Source organism: Bacteroidota bacterium (genome assembly GCA_018831055.1).
GTDB lineage: Bacteria > Bacteroidota > Bacteroidia > Bacteroidales > B18-G4 > M55B132.
In genome coordinates this window covers 1-17,630 of record JAHJRE010000221.1, presented here as the reverse complement: position 1 = coordinate 17,630, position 17,630 = coordinate 1, and the positions used below count along the sequence as shown (strand labels likewise).

Genomic DNA, 17,630 nt, shown 5'->3' with positions numbered 1-17,630 from the left:
ATGGGACCACTTATTCCTCAAGGTATTATTGGAGCACAATGGGATCTGGTTATTGCCGTCCTGATCGGAATGGCCTTTGGTTTTGTGTTGGAATCATCCGGATTTTCATCTTCCAGGAAACTGGCAGGTGTGTTTTATGGGTATGATTTTACAGTGCTTCGTGTGTTTTTTACTGCCGCTATCACAGCTATCATTGGTTTGGTCTATTTTAGCTATGCAGGATGGATCGATTTATCTATGATTTTTGTTAATCCTACCTTCGTGGCCTCCGCCATTATCGGGGGAGCTGTGATGGGACTTGGCTTCATTATGGGAGGCTATTGCCCGGGTACCAGCTTCTGTGGTGCTGCCATTGGTAAAATAGATGCCATGTTCTTTACTATTGGGATGTTTATCGGAATATTTATTTTTTCCGAAGGCTTTTCCTGGCTCAATGTTCTTTATGAAAGCGGTTCCCTTGGACCCGCCTTGATATATGAAACTATTGGAATATCCCGCAGCCTGTTTGTACTCCTATTGGTAATCATCGCTTTGGTTGCGTTTTTTCTGACAGCCAGAATACAGAAACGGGTTAAAAAAGTCGAATATTAAAATCAATATGATGAAAAGAATTTATTTGATATTGATGGTTCTTGCTATTCTCTTGAGTGCCGGTATGTTTTTATTCGAAGAACCGGATAACGCAAGTGAAATAAGCCCTGAAAACCTATTGCTGGCCTTTAGTGATGATTCGCACTACTGGTCAACAGACCTGGTTGCTGATAAAATTATCAAACAGGATCCGGCACTATTGTTGATTGATGTAAGAAATCCTGATGAGTATCTTGATTTTAGCCTTCCCGGAGCACTCAATATTCCCCTGGAAAATATTCTCGATCCCGAATGGGAAGATTACTTTTCTGCAGAAGATTACGATATTGTATTCTTTTCAAACGATGAAATATATGCCGACCAGGCCTGGATATTGCTTCAAAGGCAAGACTTTAAAAATCTCCGTGTGATGAAAGGCGGACTTAACCATTGGGCAGTTACGATACTCCAACCCCCAATACCGAAACAAAGCGATCCGGAAGAAGCGTTTGCACTGTATTCTTTCAGAATGGCTGCACGACAATACTTCGGTGGAGGAAGTATAGATGCGGCTCCTGCCAGCCAACCTGAAAAGATTGAAATTACACGAAAAAAGAAAAGTACAGCCGCCGAAGGCGGTTGCTGATCCCAAACAATTTATACCATGGATGGAAAAAATAAAATATTGATCATCGTTGCGGCCTTTATCCTGCTGATCATTCTTGGAATCCTTTCGGTAAGGAAACCAGATATTGGTTATCAGTTGACACCCCGTGAAGCCCTCGATAATGCCCTATCGTTAGTAGACGAAGTATTTCCTGAAGATATTGTTTATGCCCTCGAAGATAGTGCCTCCGGTTATCAGCTTATCGATCTGCGGACTCCTTATGACTTTCTGCAAGGCCATATCAGGAAAGCAGTAAATATTCCCTCCAGTGTTCTTCTTCAGGAGGATAATCTGCTTTTCCTGCAAAAGCTGGATAAAGATTCAGTTACTATTGTCCTTTATGGTAATAACCAAAGTCAGGCTAATCTTCCCTGGATGCTTCTGAAGCAAATTGGAATAGAGAATGTGAAAGTTCTCCTCGGTGGTTATGATTATATTAAAGGGATTCTTATTGATCCTTATGCAGTTGAAGATCTTCCCAATTACCTGGTGGAAGAACCTGCCTTCGATTTTGCATCTTTGTTGGAGATCAATACCAGTGCTTCCGGAGAGAGCCCTGATAACCACCAACCTGAAATGATCATGCCGGTTAGAAAAAAGAAAAGTACCGCTGCTGAAGGGGGGTGCTGATATTTTTCTTAACCGCTTCGGCTGATCTTTTCAAGTAACTGCACATTCAATATACTGATCTTTCTTCCGTCGACACGGATGACCCCCGTTTCAGACATTTCTTTCAATGCTCTTGACACGCTCTCACGGGAAGAACCTATCAGCCCGGCAAGATCTGTCTTGCTCACAGGCAAATGGAAAACCCCTTTTCCTCCATACATTTGAGAAAAATAGGTTAACGCGTCGGCGAGACGTCCGTTTAAATGCTTTTGTAACTGATTTACAAACCGGTCGTAATAGGTAAGCTCATCCATGCTCAGATATTTAACAATTTCATAGGCAAATACCTGATTGCGACGGACTAAATGCATAAACGATTTTGAATCAATTAAGCAATACACTGACTCGTTAAGCGCCGATGCGGAATATCGATGTACCTTGTCGAACATGATGGCCTGGATTCCTATATAATATCCGGGTGTAACAATCTTTAAAATCTGATCCCGCCCGGCAGGCCCGCTCATATGGGTTTTTGCAAGCCCTGATTTTAAATAGGCAATGTGTGTCGATACCGTTCCCTGACGGATGATGCTTTCTCCCCTTCTTAAGGTGATTTCCATGCAGTTTTGACTCAGAAAATCAAGGTCTTTTCTCTTTAATGTGCCTACTGCATCCGACTTGATCTTACATTCACTGCAATGGTATTGTGTTTGATTCATTTATTTCTTTTTTATATGTGATGAAGATCACACTTTTATAGTAGTAAAAATATATAGGATTTCGTATATTTGGATTGAAATAAAAATATCTGTGCTATGAGACCCATGCTCGTAAATATTGCAATCCTGTTCGGATTTTTTGGTTTTATCAGTTATATACTTCTCATCCTTGCAGGTTTCTTTGGTTGTTGTGCCGGACTGTCATCAAAAGGCTATTTTATCATTGCCGGGCTTATTATGGCCGTAGCTGTGATCCTCTTTGCAATATGTGCATACAACAACTGCTGCAATATCAAAAAAGCTGAAAAGGAAAAAGAGAACAAATAAGCTACTTAAACCTTTTCCTGTTCTACCCGACTTACCCTCTTACGGTATTTCGTTATAATTTATGAATTATCCTTTAACCCGCCAATTCGTTTTCACGATGCTTGTATGCTCTTTTTGAGATTACTATGCTAATTTCATATAACAGCATCAGGGGTATACAAACCATGACCTGACTGAATATATCCGGTGGTGTAATAATGGCTGAAATGACCAGGAGAATAACAAGAGTATATTTCCTGTTCTTTTTCAGGAATCCTGGTGTTACAATCCCTGCTTTTGTCAGGAAGAATACCAGAATGGGTAACTCAAAAACAATCCCAACAGCAAAAGTGACAGATACAACCGTACTGATGTAGGAATTGAGGGCTATCTGATTGGCTACTGATTCACTTACCTGGTATGTCCCTAAAAAATTCAGGGTAAGAGGGACAATCAGAAAATAACTGAATAATACCCCCAGAAGGAATAAAAAGGAGCAAACCAAAACTGCCCCACCGGAGTGTTTTCTTTCCCTGGGTTTCAGAGCGGGTTTGATGAATGCCCAAACCTCACCCATCACATAGGGAAAGCCAAGTACAAGTCCTGCAACGATGCTCACGTACATGTGTGTCATGAATTGCCCCGACATTTTGATGTTGATGATTTCCAGATCGAGGTTTCCCAGACAAAGCGCCTGTACGTTCAGAATTTCAGATAATCGGCATAGCAAGCGATTGGTAATGAATCCTGAATCTTTTGGGGCAAGGATGATCTCATCAAATATGATGTTCCTGAAAATAAAGGCAACTATGGCAAGGGTCAGGATTACCGCTACTGAGCGGACTATATGCCAGCGCAATTCTTCCAGGTGCTCCCAGAATGACATTTCCTTTTCAGGATCCGGTTTATTTTTCTTCTTGTTGCTTATCACCTCCGGCATATCGACTCGTTTCAGGTATTGCAAAAATAGGGTTTTTACAAATGAAAATACCGGAGAAAACCTTCAGACTTTATGAATATATTGATTTTTAAGTATAAATTTGTTTTGGCTTGATCACTGAAATCACCTTTTGCTTGAGGAATAATATACAGTGAATTTTTAATGGGATTTACAAGAATAATACCTGCCATTTACACATACAGATATCTACTTCAGGATGTCAAACGGCAACGAAAATTTCTGCATGCTCATGTTGTACCTGTTATTAACAGGTATCGTCGTGATAATGATGGATCCCTTGATGAGGAAGACTTCAAAAAAATCCTGAATTATTATGGATTTGGAGTGCCTGCCATTGTTGGGGAGGCCATTTGCACCCTGAGGGGACGGCCCATGACGGAAAGGGAACGTTTATGCAGTACCTTCCAGGGTGCCTTGACGGGACTTTATGACGATTTCTTTGATAAAACCGGACTCAGCGATGAGCAGATCCTGGATATGATGAATCATCCTGACTCCTGGATACCTAAAACTGCACTTGAAAAACTCTTTATTGAATTCCTGAAAAATGTTTACCAAAACCTTGACTTACCCGAGTATTTCAATCATTATTTTCATAAAGTGTTTCTGGCTCAACAGAAAAGCTTGCTTCAGACCGATCCCGGAATTTCCTATGATGACATCCTGGAAATAACCTACGATAAAGGAGGTTATTCTTTGCTGTTTTACCGGAGTGCATTCACAATTCCTGCCACCGTGCCGGAGGAAAATGCACTGTTCCGCCTTGGTAGTCTGATGCAACTGGGAAACGATATTTTTGACGTTTGGAAAGACAGCCCGCAGGGCATCCGTACCCCAGTGACCGCTTCCGGGAAAATCAGTAGGTTAAGAAAGATTTTTATTAATAAACTTCAGGATGCAATGAATGCCTGTGATGAAGCCGGCTTTAAGGCTGAAAATCTGTTTCTTTTTCGCAGAAAATTCATCCTGGCCATCAGCCGTTGCTTTGTTTGCATGGATCAGCTGGAACGACTGGAACAAGGCACCGGAGGCGTTTTTAACCCGAAAGAGTATTCCCGTGAACAATTGGTCTGTGATATGGAAAGACCTCTGAATATCCTAAAAGCAATTGGCTATTTTCTGAAAAACAGGCACCCGTCCCCATAGCTTAAAAATCTGAAATCGTTATTTAATGCATACTCATATGCATCTTTCCATTCATTACCGATAAAAGCCGCAACCAGCATCAGCAACGTACTTTTGGGCATGTGAAAATTGGTGATCAGAATATCCGCTACCTGCACCCTGTATCCTGGAACAATAATAAGTTGAGTACTGGCTGAGATTTGTTCCGTTTTTTCCTTATTCATGTATTGTAATAATCCTGAATATGCTTCTATTCGGGAAGGAAGCAGTTTAGGTTTGTGTTGGTAGGGCTCCCACTGGTCGATGTGAAAATTATCAATTTTCCCTTCGCGCAGATACCTGAAGCCGAGCCAGTAAAGGCTTTCTATGGTTCTGAGAGTAGTGGTTCCAACGGCAATTACCGGTTTGTTGCCATGTTTTACCATGGTTTCCAGGAAATGCTTTTCTGCCTGTATCTTTTCCGAATGCATTTCATGTTCCGCAATGCTGGATGCACTTACCGGCTTGAAAGTTCCCGCACTTACATGAAGGGTAACCTTTGAGAATGTGATGTTTCGGGCTTCAAGCTTTTTGATGACCTCATTCGTTATATGAAGACCTGCGGTTGGTGCTGCCACTGATCCTTCATTTTTCGCAAAAACCGTCTGATAACGACTGTCATCCTGGTCTTCTGCTTCACGGTTCAGGTAGGGTGGGAGGGGGACCATCCCTGCACGCTGAAGTACTTCGCTGAATGTCAGTTCCTGATTATCCCAGGAAAATTCAATATGATAAGCCTCCCCCATTGATTGCATCTTCCTGGCAAAAAGATTCAGTTCCTTCCTGTTTGCAGGGTAGGATAATTTCAGTAATCCTGATTTCCACTTTTTTGCATTGCCAACCAGACACTTCCAGATGACAGGAGATGAAGCTGAAAACGCTTGTTGCATGTCCTCAGCAGGATGTATGGGCTCAAGACAGAAAATCTCTATTTTCGCTCCGGTTTCCTTATGAAATAACAACCGGGCATGTACAACACGGGTTTCGTTCAATACAACCAGCGAATCCGAAGGCAGAAAAGTATCAATGCTGCGGAAAAAAGTATGGCTGACCTGCCCATCCTGGTATACCAGTAGTTTTGATCCGTCTCTTTCGTGCAAGGGATATTTTGCAATCCTGTCTTCAGGAAGGTGGTAATTATATGTTTCCGGTGTTATCTGCTTAGGATCAAACATATTTTAACTTTCCAGAAATCCGGCAACTATCGCAAAAAATTCTTCAGGATCATCGGCGTGGACCCAATGAGTACCTTCCGGTATGGTTTGTATGGTTGCGTTGGGAAATTTTTCCTCAATGGCTTTGATGTCATCATCAATAATATAATCCGATTTGCCTCCTCTGATAAACAGTGCCGGACCTGTATAGCGCGTTGAATAGAAAACACCATCGTACATCGATTCCAGGTTTTCGTCCAAAGCTTTTAGGTTTAATCTCCAGTCAAGTTTGTTTCTTTCTCTCCAGTAAAGGTTTTTTATGATGAACTGCAGGATCCTTTCGGACTTGATCTGAGGTGCTAATTGATCCTCGACTTCCTTCCTGGTGCCCGCATTTTCAAGATCAGCCGATTGCATGGCTCTGATCAGGCTGCGATGGTAGTTCTGGGTCACATATGTGCGCAGGCTAACATCCACGATCACGACTTTACTCACCAATTCAGGATTCTCAAGCGCATAACGCATAACTACTTTTCCTCCCATGGAATGCCCCATCAGAATAGGATCCTGTATGCCATGTTCTTCAATGAATTCATGGAGGTCGTCGACCAAAGCATAATAATTGAAAGTATGATGATGCATGGATTTACCATGGTTACGCTGATCGGGAATGAAAACCTCAAAGCCTTTTCCGGCAATTCGTTTACCGAATGTCACCCAGTTGTCAGAAATGCCAAAGATACCGTGGAGTATGATCAGCGGTTTTCCCTGTCCGTATTTCCTGAAAAAAAGATTCATATTTTAAAATAATCAATAGGATGATAAATGAGGGTTGCATACCCCAGGTTTCAAGTTACAGGTTGCAGCCTGTAGCCTGCAACTTGTAACCTGCAGCATGTCATTTTCTTTTCTCATACCCTATTCATAATTCAGTTCCTTGAGATAAAGCTGAACCGCATTTTCCAGACCGAAATACAGAGCGTCACTTATCAGAGCATGTCCGATGGAGACTTCGAGCAATCCAGGAATGTTTTGGGCAAAAAACCGCAGGTTTTCCAGGTCGAGGTCGTGGCCTGCATTAAGGCCTATCCCTGTTTCCACTGCAACTTTTGCAGCTTCAACAAAAGGGGAGATGGCTTTATCGCGGTCATGGTGATATCCGGAGGCATAGCTTTCGGTATAGAGTTCGACTCTGTCGGTTCCGGTCTCCTTTGCATGCCGGATCATTTGTGGGTCAGGGTCGACAAAAATGGAGACGCGGATACCTTTACTATGAAATTCCTTGATGACTTCCTGAAGAAAGCTTTTATGTTTCAAGGTATCCCATCCATGATCGGAAGTTAATTGTCCGGGATCGTCGGGTACCAGGGTCACTTGGTGGGGAATTACTTCCATGACAAGGCGGATAAAATCGTTTGTAGGGTTACCCTCGATATTGAATTCTGTTTTAACCAGGGGTTTTAGCAGCCTTACATCATTGTACCGTATATGTCTTTCATCGGGGCGTGGGTGTACGGTAATACCCTGGGCACCGAAACGCTCAATGTCCCTGGCCGCCTTAAGAAGGTCGGGGACATTCCCTCCGCGTGCATTGCGAAGGGTGGCGATCTTGTTGATGTTAACGCTAAGCCGTGTCATGAATCATTTTTTGCAAAGGTAGGAAAAAAGAAAAGTGGGTTGCAGGCTACAGGTTGCAGGTTGCAACTTGTAACCTGCAACCTGCAACCTGCAACATCGCCCATCACCTGCATCTTCCCATGGTCTTCATTCCCTGTTCCTGCTATCAATGATTATGGTAACGGGTCCATCATTAACCAGTTCCACTTTCATCATGGCCCCGAATTCACCGGTTTGAGGCTGTCTGTTTGTGTCAAGATGCATCTGACGTATGAACATTTCATACAAGGGAATTGCTTTTTCCGGGCGTGCAGCCTTGATGTAGGAAGGGCGGTTACCTTTTTTAGTACTGGCATGTAAGGTAAACTGACTGACAATCATTATGTCGCCGCATGCTTCCGTGATGGAGAGGTTCATTACCCCACTTTCGTCATCAAAAATTCTGAGTCGGGATATTTTCCCGCTAAGCCATTCAATATCTGTGGATTCATCTGCTTCTTCAATTCCCAGGAGGATCAATATACCTTTTTCAATTTTTCCGCAAATATTCCCTTCAATGCTGACCGAGGCCCTGGCAACTCTTTGGATTACTGCACGCATATTATTTTTTTATGATCAAAAATAGCTAAACTATTCTTATTATTTTTACTTCTCATGACAAACACTATTATCCGTAACCGCAATCTTCACATTGTATTCAGTATCACATTGATGGCCATTCTTGGAGTGGCCTCTTTATCCCCTGTTTTGCCTAAGGTCCAGGAAGTATTTAATCTCAATCCTCAGCAGGTTGGCTATTTGATGATGTATTTTACTCTTCCGGGAGTTGTTCTTACCCCTTTTCTTGGTGTTTTGGCAGACAGACTGGGCAGAAAGGCGGTGATTATTCCTTCTCTCTTTCTGTTCGGAATTTCCGGTGCAGCTTGTGGTTTCATGAAAACCTATGAATGGTTGCTGGTGATGAGATTTATTCAGGGTATGGGAGCTGCTTCACTGGGTGCATTGAATGTAACCCTGGTTGGGGATTTGTTTTCCGGAAGGGATAGGGCCGTTGCCATGGGATATAATGCAAGTGCCCTTAGTATTGGGACTGCTCTCTATCCTGCTATTGGAGGCGTTATGGCAATAGGGGCCTGGTATTATCCGTTTTTTCTGCCCATCCTGGCAATACCTGTTGGCATATGGGTGTCGTGTTGCCTGAATAATCCTGAACCACAGAAAAACCAGAAGTTTTTACTTTACCTGAAAAACACTGCAGGTTATCTGGTGCAAAAAGAAGTGATCGGGTTGTTTCTCCTTTTGGTGTTGACTTTTATCATTCTATACGGGACTTATTTGACCTATATTCCTGTTATGCTTGGAGACCGTTTTCATACGGAGGCATATTTTATCGGGCTGATATTATCTTCCTCCTCCTTTGCTACCGCAATAGCCTCGGCTTTTGTTGGAAAATTATTTGATAAATTCTCCCATATTGTAATTTTTATCGTTGCTTACTTTCTTTATGCCGTTTCATTGATCCTGATTCCTTTTGTAAGATCGGAATGGGAATTACTTTTTCCGGTCATCTTATTTGGCATTGCCCAGGGCATCAATATTCCTGCATTGCAAACATTGATGGCGAATAAAGCCCCGCTCGAATACAGGGGTATATTTTTATCTTTCAATGGAATGGTGTTAAGGTTTGGTCAAACCATCGGTCCATTAATAATAGGTGTTGTTTATGTCGCCTGGGGCCATGCCTGGGCGTTTTATACAGGAGGCGGCATTGCTGCCCTGATGATCATAATCGTGCTATTGTTCATCCGCAAAAAGTAGGGTAACGGACAATTCCCCCCCCGTTTTTATCCTAAAACTTAACAATGCCTTAACGATCATTTAATTTCCACGCAATTTCACAAAGGTACTTTTGTGGGAACCCTAATAAATCTTCCCATGAAAAAATTAGTTTGCTTCTTTGCCATTGTTCTATCCGGCGCCAATTTGTTTTCCCAGAGCATAAGTCCTTGGGTGATTGCTTCTTCCGGTGACTTCTATTCCGGGGAGGAAATATCCCTGTCATGGACTCTTGGAGAGCCGGTGACGGAAACTTTTACATCCAATGAAATTACTTTAAATCAAGGATTTCAGCAGGATTTCTCCACTCCGTTTTCTGTTGAGGAAGGTACGGAGCTTACCGGATCTTTTATTGCTTATCCCAATCCTGTTACAGACTATCTTTTCATAAGCTGTGATCAGGAGGTGGGAAATGCATCGGTCAGCATCCTGAACACTCATTCTCAGGAAGTTTATCATGACCACATGGACAGGCAGTCTAAGTCATTTAATGTCAGTCATTTGTCATCCGGTTTATACCTGCTCAGGCTCAGTAATGGTCATGAAACAACAACATTGAAGATTTATAAATATTAAAACAACATAAACATGAAAAGATTTTACTTGTTAGTTATCACAGCGCTTATTCTTTCCTTTCCTGGAATGACTCAGGTACCGCATGCATTCAAATATCAGGCTGTTGCCCGTGATGCTTCCGGGAATGTCCTGGTCAATCAACAGGTAGGAATTGAGTTGGGCATCCTGGCTGAAACCGCCAACGGAACTGCAGTTTATAAAGAAACTCACACGGCGCAGACCAATGCACATGGTTTGATTAGCCTCGAAGTGGGTCATGGAACGGTTACATTGGGTGATTTTTCTCTGATTGATTGGTTTGCTCATGATTATTTTATCGAAGTTGCCATTGATGCAACGGGTGGTTCCAATTATCAGGTTATGGGATCATCGCAGCTCCTTTCCGTACCTTACGCTCTCAATGCCGGAAACGTAGCAAATGTTAATGATGCAGATGCTGATCCCACCAATGAATTGATTCAGGGTGCAGAACTAAGCGGAACTAACCTTATCCTGAATGATGCTGCCGGAACCCATACGGTTGATCTGAGTTCCATGCTCATTATGACCGATTCCCAGGGTAATCGTTGGAAAATGGGTGTTGATACCAATGGAAACCTCACTACTACGAAGATCCGTGCAAAAATTATGGTCATTTCCGACCCGCATTATTTTGAACCTTCACTTCTGATCAGCGATGGACCGGCTTTCCAAACTTACCTGGCTCATGATCGTAAGCTGATTGCTGAAAGCCATGCCATTATGGAAGCTTCAGTTAATTCTATTTTGGCAGAAATGCCCGATATTGTTATCCTTCCAGGTGATTTAACAAAGGATGGTGAAAAGCTTAGCCATGAAGGTGTAGCATCATTTCTCCAACAGCTTGAGGCAGCAGGCATTCAGGTTTTCGTTTGCCCGGGTAACCATGATGTGAACAACCCCCACTCCTTCAGTTATGATTATGATACGGTATATCATGTTCCAAGCGTAACTCCTCAGGAATTTGAAACTATTTACGGCAATTTTGGCTTTAATGAAGCAATTTACTCCGATCCTAATTCTCTTAGCTATGTAGCTGAACCAATGGAAGATCTTTGGATACTTTCTATGGATGTTTGCGATTATGATACGAACTTCTATTACCCTACAACCCATGGACGGTTTAAACCTGAAACCCTTGCCTGGGTTGAAGAACGACTCCAGGAAGCTGAAGCGAACGGCAAAATGGTATTGGGAATGATGCATCATGGATTAATGGAGCATTATATGGGACAAGCTACCCTTTTCTGGGAATATGTTGTTATGGATTATGAAAATGTATCCACCCTGTTGGCTCAGAATGGCTTGAAAGTGGTTTTTACAGGCCATTATCACGCGCAGGATATCGTAAAGAAGACTGTTGAGAATGATTTTATTTTCGACATCGAAACAGGTTCTACTGTTACTTCTCCATGCCCGTTGCGTGTTATTCATCTGACTGATAACAATATGATGGAAATAATTTCCCGGAAAATAGAAACGATTAACTATCCCATACCGGGTAATATTCCTTTTCAAAAGTATGCCCATGAATATATGGTATCCGGTATTACTTTGATTGCAAAATACATGCTGATGGCACCACCTTATTCACTTCCTGAAGAACTTGCCACCATGCTGTCACCGGTTATGGGAGAAGCTTTTGCGCAACACTATGGCGGAGATGAATCCGCCCCCACACCCCAGTCACAGGCTATTATCGATGTTCTCCTCAATTCCGGCGATCCCATGCAGATCATGCTTGGACAGGCTATCATGGCAATCTTCATGGATCTGCCACCGGCCGATAACACCGTAACCATCGATCTGAACACAGGAAGCACTAATTAAAAGTACTACCGCATTCTCCGGAGTTATGTAAATAAACTCCACAACAGTAAAAAAGCAATTATTACCTTTAACGATAACAGGTATTAATTGCTTTTTTATTTACCTGGCCCTCATCACTCATAACTCATCACTCATCACTCAATTCACCTCCCTTCCCAAAACACGCACTAACCCCTTCGGTTTACACGTAGTCATTTCAAGCATCTGCTAATTGATGTCCCCTCTGCATTTTAGTAATTTGCACTCGATTCGCTAAAGATACTATTACGCTAAAATTACTGAATGATGAAAAGGTCAGAACAGCATGGCCAGAAGCCGTTGCGCGTGGTCATGCCCCAGAACGGAGGATTGGTGTTCAATTACGGATCGGTAATGTTCGGTGCAGCCGGACTGAATTACCTGGAGAAGTCGGGATGGACGCGGAAAACCGTAAATGTTTACACCCAGGAAGCGGAAGAAAGCACATTTATGAGGAAAACCGCAAGGTTACTGGTCTTTTTTATCATTGTTTATTTACCCCTATTGTAAGCATCTCTTTCTAAATACGTTCTTTTACAGTTTGATGCACGAGTCGATCCTACTGCGGATCCACTTATAACTATGGAAAAAAGGAGTCTCGAGGGAGACTCTTTTTTTTTGCCCCGGAATGATGTCCAACAAATCTTTGATTTTTCATATTCCATGCTAACCTGAATTTTCATAATTGCTTAATTTAGCGTTATGAAACGCATGCGTTTTTACCGGATATTAAGCAATCCTTTCGTCCTGGGGCTTTTCTTTTTCCTGGCGATATTATATTTTATAACCGGGTTGTTTCCTGCATACAGGCTCGATTTGGTTCATTTGCAAACGAATTCTGAAAGTGATATCATTGTATACGATGATCTTGATTTTGATGGTATTAGTGAACAGGTAAAGTTTGATTCCGGTTATGAGGAGTTTTTTACTATCCTGATTTCCAGGCAGGGTAAAATAATTAACCACATCAGGATTGATGGCAATTTAAAAGGAAATGATCGTTTTACTTTTTGTGATCGGGATAATGATGGAATTAAAGAAATTTATGCATTGTCTTTTATTAACGACAGCATAGTTTTACATTGTGTTCATGGATTTGATTCGGATTACAAAATTGAAAGCATAGGGATTTCAAAATGCAATACTTACAATGAAGTCACTACTTCCGGAGTAATAAATCCTCATTTTGAGGATATTAATGGGGATGGAGTTAAAGATTTTGTGTGCATGATCGCTTCAGGATACGGTATTTTCCCCAGAAATATTTTTGTTTATGATTTTGCGAAAGAACTTCTCATCAGATCCCCTGAAAGTTGCGCCGGTCTTGATGATTATATTATTGCTGATTTGAATGGCGATCATCTCAAGGAGATTATAATAACCCTTAATCAGGCTTATGGTAACTGTAAATCTGAAACATTTCCGGATGATTTTTCATGCTGGGTTATGGTTTTGGATCACAATCTGAATTGGTTTATTAAGCCTGTTTCACTTGGGATGCATCCTTCTATGTTGCTCTTTCAGCCACTTGGCAGAATTCCACGGCATTTTATCGGGATGCATATTCATAGAGGATGGCAGGAAGATACTTCGAAGGTTTTTCTCATGGATCAAACGGGAAGGATATTGAAAAAGCGATTCCTGGAAAAACAGGACTACACTACTGATTATCAATTTGTGCGCTTTGATGATTATCCTAATCCTATTTGCATCGAAAATTCAGGTCGAATTTATATGGTTGACTCTTCTCTGCAGTTCATTATTGTAGGGGAATTGGAGAGGATGAAAATTGCTAGTTTCCTTCGCGAGGATTTAGATTGTGATGGGCACGATGAGTTTGTTATCAGTCCGTTTGATCGTAAAGAGATCATTGTTTATGATGATCGATTCAGAATAAAAGCTTCCTTGAAAGGAATTGACATCGAAGACAGGTTCTATTACAGTAAGTATGAAACCGGCTCGGATGAACCCTTATTTTCCATTTATACCGATGGACAATTATATACGCTGAGATATTATAAGAATCCCTTATATTTTTTGAAATTCCTCACATTCATCCTGATATACCTCGGTTTTGTAGCAATAATTTACCTGATAGGCAGAATACAGCGTCAGAGGCTTATTCAGGAATACAACCGTAAACGAAGAATGTCGGAGCTGCAGGTATTGTCAATCCAAAAACAGATCAGTCCTCACTTTACCCTGAATATCCTGAATTCAATTGGTGCGCTGATTAACCGGAACGACAAGGAAAGGATGCAAACCCTGCTGGGAAAATATTCCAAAATCCTCAGATATTCCCTGATGAATAGCGATAACATTGCCGTAACACTCTCTGAGGAACTGGAGCAGGTGAGTAATTACCTCTTTCTTGAAAGATTCAGGATGGACGGAAAGTTTGATTATGAGGTAGTTGTTGATGAACAGACCGACCGGGAATACAGAATACCCAAGACTATGTTGTTTACTTTTGTTGAAAACGCCGTTAAACATGGCATCCGGCCAATGGAAGATGATGGCGGGATGATACGGATTAAAATAAAGCAAGCCGGCAAACAAATCATCCTGCGAATCACTGATAACGGGATAGGACGGGAAAAGGCTGCATCCCTGCCCAGTTTATCCACAGGGAAAGGACTCAGGATTCTGGATGAGATTATACGAATATACTCAGATCTGGAAAAAGTCCGGATCCGCTATTGGATAGAAGACTTATCCCCGGGAAACATCAATCCCGGAACTAAAGTCAAGATAATCGTTCCATTAAAGTATTAGAGAAATTAGACTTCTATTCTTCAGGATATATTTTGACTGTTCTTCGAAGACTTTTCATCCTTTCCGGCACTCGCGACCCCAGCGGGGTCGCATGTCTGTAACCCCGCCAACCCCCATCTACCCTCGCCCCCGGCGGGGTCGCATATCTATAACCCCGCCAACCCCCATCTACCCGCGACCCCGGCGGGGTCGCATATCTGTAACCCCGCCAACCCCCATCTACCCTCGACCCCGGCGGGGTCGCATGTCTGTAACCCCGCCTACCCCCATCTACCCTCGACCCCGGCGGGGTCGCATGTCTGTAACCCCGCCAACCCCCATCTACCCTCGACCCCGGCGGGGTCGCATATCTGTAACCCCGCCAACCCCCATCTACCCTCGACCCCGGCGGGGTCGCATATCTATAACCCCGCCAACCCCGATCTACCCTCGACCCCGGCGGGGTCGCATGTATACATTGATTAGCACATTACCTTATCTGTCCAACCAATCAAAAAGATAACCTTCTTTGTAATCCACTTCAAATCCCTTTAAGAACCCCTTAAACTCCTCCTCAAATCCCTTTCTTTGATGATGCACCTTCTGATTATGTATATATCCTATCACCCTCGAAATTTCCGACCTGCTATACGAAAATGCCCCAAACCCTTCCTGCCACCCAAAATTACCCACTGTCAGCTTCCTCTCATTTATAAAAGTATTAGATGACTTCTTTATCTCCCTCACCAAATCCGATATACAACAACCAGGTTTCATACCGATGAAAATATGCAAATGATCCGAAACACCATTAATAGCCAACATTTTTTGATCCTTTTTCTGTACAATCCCTGTAATATACTTATATAGCTCCTCCTCCCAGGATTCTTTTATCAGTGCTTCCCTGTATTTGACTACAATAACAATATGTATATAAATTTGTGAATATGTATCTGCCATATATTACCCAATGTAAATTATAACCCTTTATTATTAGTTCCTGAATTTCATCAATATCCCCTATGTTTCAAAAAATAATTTCTTATCCCTTTAATTATCACTTTGATTTCTAAATTTACCGGATCAAACTATACCCGGATGGATAATAACCTGCTCAAAGCCTACGATCCTGATCTATTTCGCGACAATGGTCATAAGTTAGTCGATCTGCTTGCCGATTACATGCATGATTGTCAGAACAATCCTGCTTTTCCGGTACTTCCATGGAAAGATCCGGCTGATCAGGAAAAGTACTGGAAAGATTTTTTTTATTCGGATAAATCTCCTGATTTAGCCGGCTTCTATAGCGATTTCCTGGAAAAGTCTATTCATATTCATCATCCCCGTTATGCCGGGCACCAGGTTGTACCTCCTGTTCCATTGGCTGCGCTCACAGCCATGCTGGAAGCTTTCACCAATAACGGTATGGCTATTTATGAAATGGGGCCTGCTGCCACTGCCATGGAAAAGGTAATCATTGACTGGCTGAACGGCATCATTGGATGGGATCAGCACGCTAACGGATTGATGACTTCGGGGGGCTCCATCGGCAATCTAACGGCTTTGCTTACGGCCCGGCAGGCATTTGCCGGCAGGGATTCATGGGAAGATGGTATTCATGACCAGATGGCGGTTTTGGTTTCCACAGAAGCTCATTATAGCGTGGAAAGAGCAGTCAAGATCATGGGAATGGGAGAGAAAGGTCTGGTGAAAGTGCCGGTTGATGAGCAATATCGTATAAAGACCTCCTTGTTGCCCGGTATCCTGGAAGATTGCCGAAGCAAAGGAATACAAATCTTTGCCTTGATCGGAAATGCTTGTTCTACCTCGACAGGGAAATATGATGACCTTGACGCTTTGGGTGATTTCTGCCGGGATAATCATATCTGGTTCCATGTAGATGCTGCTCACGGCGGCCCGGCCTTGTTCAGTGAGAAATACAGACATTTGCTTGCAGGTTTGGAAAAGGCAAATTCCATTGTGATAGACTTTCATAAGATGATGCTTACTCCGGCTCTGACAACGGCTGTCCTGTTCCGCAACGGAAATACATCCTATGAAGCTTTTGCCCAGAAAGCTCAGTACCTCCTCGGCAAAAAAGGGAATATTAACTGGTGGGACGGTGCAGGCAGAACCCTTGAATGTACCAAGAAGCCGATGGCAGTAAAAGTCTATCTTTTAATCAAAACATTCGGAGCTGACTTGTTTGAGGCATACATTGAGCATACCTATGGATTGGCAAAGGAGTTTGCTGAGATGATCCTTTCCCGGCCCGGTTTTGAACTTGCTGTGATGCCGGACTCGAATATAGTCTGTTTTCGCTTTATTTCCGAGGATTCTGATCCGGTAGCCTTAAATGCTTTGAACGAAGATATCCGCAAAAATCTGAAAGAATCCGGACGCTTTTACATCGTTCAGACACGGATTGACGGTAAGGTGTTTCTCCGGGTATCGCTGATGAATCCTTTCACGAAACCGGAAGACCTCAGCGATTTACTGGCAGAAATAGAAGCAATGATAGCCTAATTTTCAGTAACCTATTTTTCCTCCTCGTCGCTTTCAATTTCAGGAAGCATCATTTTAGCTTCTTCATCGCTTAATGCTTCTACTCCCCTCAGTTTCCGCTGAATGGCCCGGGTTCTTTTTCCCATCACATCATCGAGTTGGTTCAATCCGGTTTGAATATTATTCTGTGCTTTATCCAGCATACCGCCAAAGTTTTCAAATTCCTTTTTCACAGCACCGAGTATTCTCCAGACTTCGCTGCTGCGTTTTTGAATGGCCAGTGTACGGAAGCCCATTTGCAGGCTGTTCAGGATGGCGGCCAGCGT

At 42.6% G+C, this 17,630-nt stretch carries 19 protein-coding genes; 11 read left to right on the top strand and 8 right to left on the bottom strand.

The window, feature by feature from the left end:
- From KKA81_14665 to KKA81_14655, 3 genes are read left to right on the top strand one after another with little or no spacing between them, the layout of a single operon-like run.
- Complete coding sequence (locus KKA81_14665; protein ID MBU2652168.1) at positions 1 to 591, top strand: YeeE/YedE family protein; 591 nt, start codon at positions 1 to 3, stop codon at positions 589 to 591.
- Positions 592 to 601: 10 nt separating this feature from the next.
- The gene (locus tag KKA81_14660) at positions 602 to 1,216 is read left to right on the top strand and encodes a rhodanese-like domain-containing protein (GenBank protein MBU2652167.1); all 615 of its coding nucleotides are present in this window, start codon (positions 602 to 604) and stop codon (positions 1,214 to 1,216) included.
- An 18-nt stretch (positions 1,217 to 1,234) separates the two neighbouring features.
- On the top strand, positions 1,235 to 1,867 hold the full coding sequence (locus KKA81_14655; GenBank protein ID MBU2652166.1) for a rhodanese-like domain-containing protein: 633 nt from the start codon (positions 1,235 to 1,237) through the stop codon (positions 1,865 to 1,867).
- Positions 1,868 to 1,875: 8 nt separating this feature from the next.
- On the opposite strand, the gene KKA81_14650 is transcribed toward KKA81_14655, so the two are convergent.
- Positions 1,876 to 2,565, bottom strand: coding sequence for a Crp/Fnr family transcriptional regulator (locus KKA81_14650; GenBank protein MBU2652165.1), 690 nt, complete (start codon positions 2,563 to 2,565; stop codon positions 1,876 to 1,878).
- 96 nt (positions 2,566 to 2,661) lie between these two features.
- On the opposite strand from KKA81_14650, the gene KKA81_14645 reads away from it, so the two are divergent.
- Complete coding sequence (locus KKA81_14645) at positions 2,662 to 2,892, top strand: YidC/Oxa1 family membrane protein insertase (GenBank protein MBU2652164.1); 231 nt, start codon at positions 2,662 to 2,664, stop codon at positions 2,890 to 2,892.
- Between the two features lie 73 nt (positions 2,893 to 2,965).
- On the opposite strand, the gene tatC is transcribed toward KKA81_14645, so the two are convergent.
- Positions 2,966 to 3,811: a twin-arginine translocase subunit TatC gene (gene tatC, locus KKA81_14640; GenBank protein MBU2652163.1), complete on the bottom strand. Its 846-nt coding sequence runs from the start codon at positions 3,809 to 3,811 to the stop codon at positions 2,966 to 2,968.
- A gap of 162 nt (positions 3,812 to 3,973) precedes the next feature.
- Here tatC and KKA81_14635 point away from each other — a divergent pair, with 162 nt between their 5' ends.
- Entirely contained in the window at positions 3,974 to 4,978 is a 1,005-nt protein-coding gene (locus tag KKA81_14635) for a hypothetical protein (GenBank protein ID MBU2652162.1), read from the top strand.
- On the opposite strand, the gene KKA81_14630 is transcribed toward KKA81_14635, so the two are convergent.
- The 4 genes from KKA81_14630 to dtd all read right to left on the bottom strand — a co-directional run bounded on the left by KKA81_14630 (position 4,945) and on the right by dtd (position 8,367).
- Positions 4,945 to 6,171 (bottom strand): S-adenosylmethionine:tRNA ribosyltransferase-isomerase, encoded by a 1,227-nt coding sequence (locus KKA81_14630; protein MBU2652161.1) that lies wholly within the window; start codon positions 6,169 to 6,171, stop codon positions 4,945 to 4,947. The genes KKA81_14635 and KKA81_14630 overlap by 34 nt on opposite strands.
- 3 nt (positions 6,172 to 6,174) lie before the next feature.
- A complete protein-coding gene (locus tag KKA81_14625) occupies positions 6,175 to 6,948 on the bottom strand; it encodes an alpha/beta fold hydrolase (protein ID MBU2652160.1) in 774 nt (257 codons plus the stop codon).
- A 120-nt stretch (positions 6,949 to 7,068) separates the two neighbouring features.
- Positions 7,069 to 7,788 carry a pyridoxine 5'-phosphate synthase gene (locus KKA81_14620; protein MBU2652159.1) on the bottom strand — a complete coding sequence of 240 codons (720 nt, stop codon included), beginning with the start codon at positions 7,786 to 7,788 and terminating at the stop codon, positions 7,069 to 7,071.
- A gap of 126 nt (positions 7,789 to 7,914) precedes the next feature.
- Positions 7,915 to 8,367, bottom strand: coding sequence for a D-tyrosyl-tRNA(Tyr) deacylase (gene dtd / locus KKA81_14615; GenBank protein ID MBU2652158.1), 453 nt, complete (start codon positions 8,365 to 8,367; stop codon positions 7,915 to 7,917).
- A 54-nt stretch (positions 8,368 to 8,421) separates the two neighbouring features.
- On the opposite strand from dtd, the gene KKA81_14610 reads away from it, so the two are divergent.
- From KKA81_14610 to KKA81_14590, 5 genes are all read left to right on the top strand, one after another.
- Positions 8,422 to 9,585 carry an MFS transporter gene (locus tag KKA81_14610; GenBank protein MBU2652157.1) on the top strand — a complete coding sequence of 388 codons (1,164 nt, stop codon included), beginning with the start codon at positions 8,422 to 8,424 and terminating at the stop codon, positions 9,583 to 9,585.
- 117 nt (positions 9,586 to 9,702) lie between these two features.
- The gene (locus KKA81_14605) at positions 9,703 to 10,179 is read left to right on the top strand and encodes a T9SS type A sorting domain-containing protein (GenBank protein MBU2652156.1); all 477 of its coding nucleotides are present in this window, start codon (positions 9,703 to 9,705) and stop codon (positions 10,177 to 10,179) included.
- Between the two features lie 12 nt (positions 10,180 to 10,191).
- A complete protein-coding gene (locus KKA81_14600; GenBank protein ID MBU2652155.1) occupies positions 10,192 to 12,027 on the top strand; it encodes a metallophosphoesterase in 1,836 nt (611 codons plus the stop codon).
- A 285-nt stretch (positions 12,028 to 12,312) separates the two neighbouring features.
- A complete protein-coding gene (locus KKA81_14595) occupies positions 12,313 to 12,555 on the top strand; it encodes a hypothetical protein (GenBank protein MBU2652154.1) in 243 nt (80 codons plus the stop codon).
- 192 nt (positions 12,556 to 12,747) lie between these two features.
- Positions 12,748 to 14,820, top strand: a complete 2,073-nt coding sequence (locus KKA81_14590; GenBank protein ID MBU2652153.1) for a histidine kinase — start codon at positions 12,748 to 12,750, stop codon at positions 14,818 to 14,820.
- Positions 14,821 to 15,294: 474 nt separating this feature from the next.
- On the opposite strand, the gene tnpA is transcribed toward KKA81_14590, so the two are convergent.
- Positions 15,295 to 15,759, bottom strand: coding sequence for an IS200/IS605 family transposase (gene tnpA / locus KKA81_14585; protein ID MBU2652152.1), 465 nt, complete (start codon positions 15,757 to 15,759; stop codon positions 15,295 to 15,297).
- 138 nt (positions 15,760 to 15,897) lie between these two features.
- Here tnpA and KKA81_14580 point away from each other — a divergent pair, with 138 nt between their 5' ends.
- Positions 15,898 to 17,325 carry a pyridoxal-dependent decarboxylase gene (locus KKA81_14580; protein MBU2652151.1) on the top strand — a complete coding sequence of 476 codons (1,428 nt, stop codon included), beginning with the start codon at positions 15,898 to 15,900 and terminating at the stop codon, positions 17,323 to 17,325.
- An 11-nt stretch (positions 17,326 to 17,336) separates the two neighbouring features.
- Here KKA81_14580 and rmuC read toward each other — a convergent pair.
- A partial coding sequence (gene rmuC, locus KKA81_14575; GenBank protein ID MBU2652150.1) for a DNA recombination protein RmuC occupies positions 17,337 to 17,630 on the bottom strand: 294 nt, incomplete at its 5' end.

Coding starts and splice junctions, on each gene's coding strand:
- KKA81_14650 (MBU2652165.1), bottom strand. CDS start 2,565: ATGAATCAAACACAATACCATTGCAGTGAATGTAAGATCAAGTCGGAT.
- KKA81_14665 (MBU2652168.1), top strand. CDS start 1: ATGGGACCACTTATTCCTCAAGGTATTATTGGAGCACAATGGGATCTG.
- KKA81_14595 (MBU2652154.1), top strand. CDS start 12,313: ATGAAAAGGTCAGAACAGCATGGCCAGAAGCCGTTGCGCGTGGTCATG.
- tnpA (MBU2652152.1), bottom strand. CDS start 15,759: ATGGCAGATACATATTCACAAATTTATATACATATTGTTATTGTAGTC.
- dtd (MBU2652158.1), bottom strand. CDS start 8,367: ATGCGTGCAGTAATCCAAAGAGTTGCCAGGGCCTCGGTCAGCATTGAA.
- KKA81_14635 (MBU2652162.1), top strand. CDS start 3,974: ATGGGATTTACAAGAATAATACCTGCCATTTACACATACAGATATCTA.
- KKA81_14590 (MBU2652153.1), top strand. CDS start 12,748: ATGAAACGCATGCGTTTTTACCGGATATTAAGCAATCCTTTCGTCCTG.
- KKA81_14625 (MBU2652160.1), bottom strand. CDS start 6,948: ATGAATCTTTTTTTCAGGAAATACGGACAGGGAAAACCGCTGATCATA.
- KKA81_14630 (MBU2652161.1), bottom strand. CDS start 6,171: ATGTTTGATCCTAAGCAGATAACACCGGAAACATATAATTACCACCTT.
- KKA81_14620 (MBU2652159.1), bottom strand. CDS start 7,788: ATGACACGGCTTAGCGTTAACATCAACAAGATCGCCACCCTTCGCAAT.
- KKA81_14605 (MBU2652156.1), top strand. CDS start 9,703: ATGAAAAAATTAGTTTGCTTCTTTGCCATTGTTCTATCCGGCGCCAAT.
- KKA81_14610 (MBU2652157.1), top strand. CDS start 8,422: ATGACAAACACTATTATCCGTAACCGCAATCTTCACATTGTATTCAGT.
- KKA81_14660 (MBU2652167.1), top strand. CDS start 602: ATGAAAAGAATTTATTTGATATTGATGGTTCTTGCTATTCTCTTGAGT.
- KKA81_14655 (MBU2652166.1), top strand. CDS start 1,235: ATGGATGGAAAAAATAAAATATTGATCATCGTTGCGGCCTTTATCCTG.
- KKA81_14580 (MBU2652151.1), top strand. CDS start 15,898: ATGGATAATAACCTGCTCAAAGCCTACGATCCTGATCTATTTCGCGAC.
- KKA81_14600 (MBU2652155.1), top strand. CDS start 10,192: ATGAAAAGATTTTACTTGTTAGTTATCACAGCGCTTATTCTTTCCTTT.
- KKA81_14645 (MBU2652164.1), top strand. CDS start 2,662: ATGAGACCCATGCTCGTAAATATTGCAATCCTGTTCGGATTTTTTGGT.
- tatC (MBU2652163.1), bottom strand. CDS start 3,811: ATGCCGGAGGTGATAAGCAACAAGAAGAAAAATAAACCGGATCCTGAA.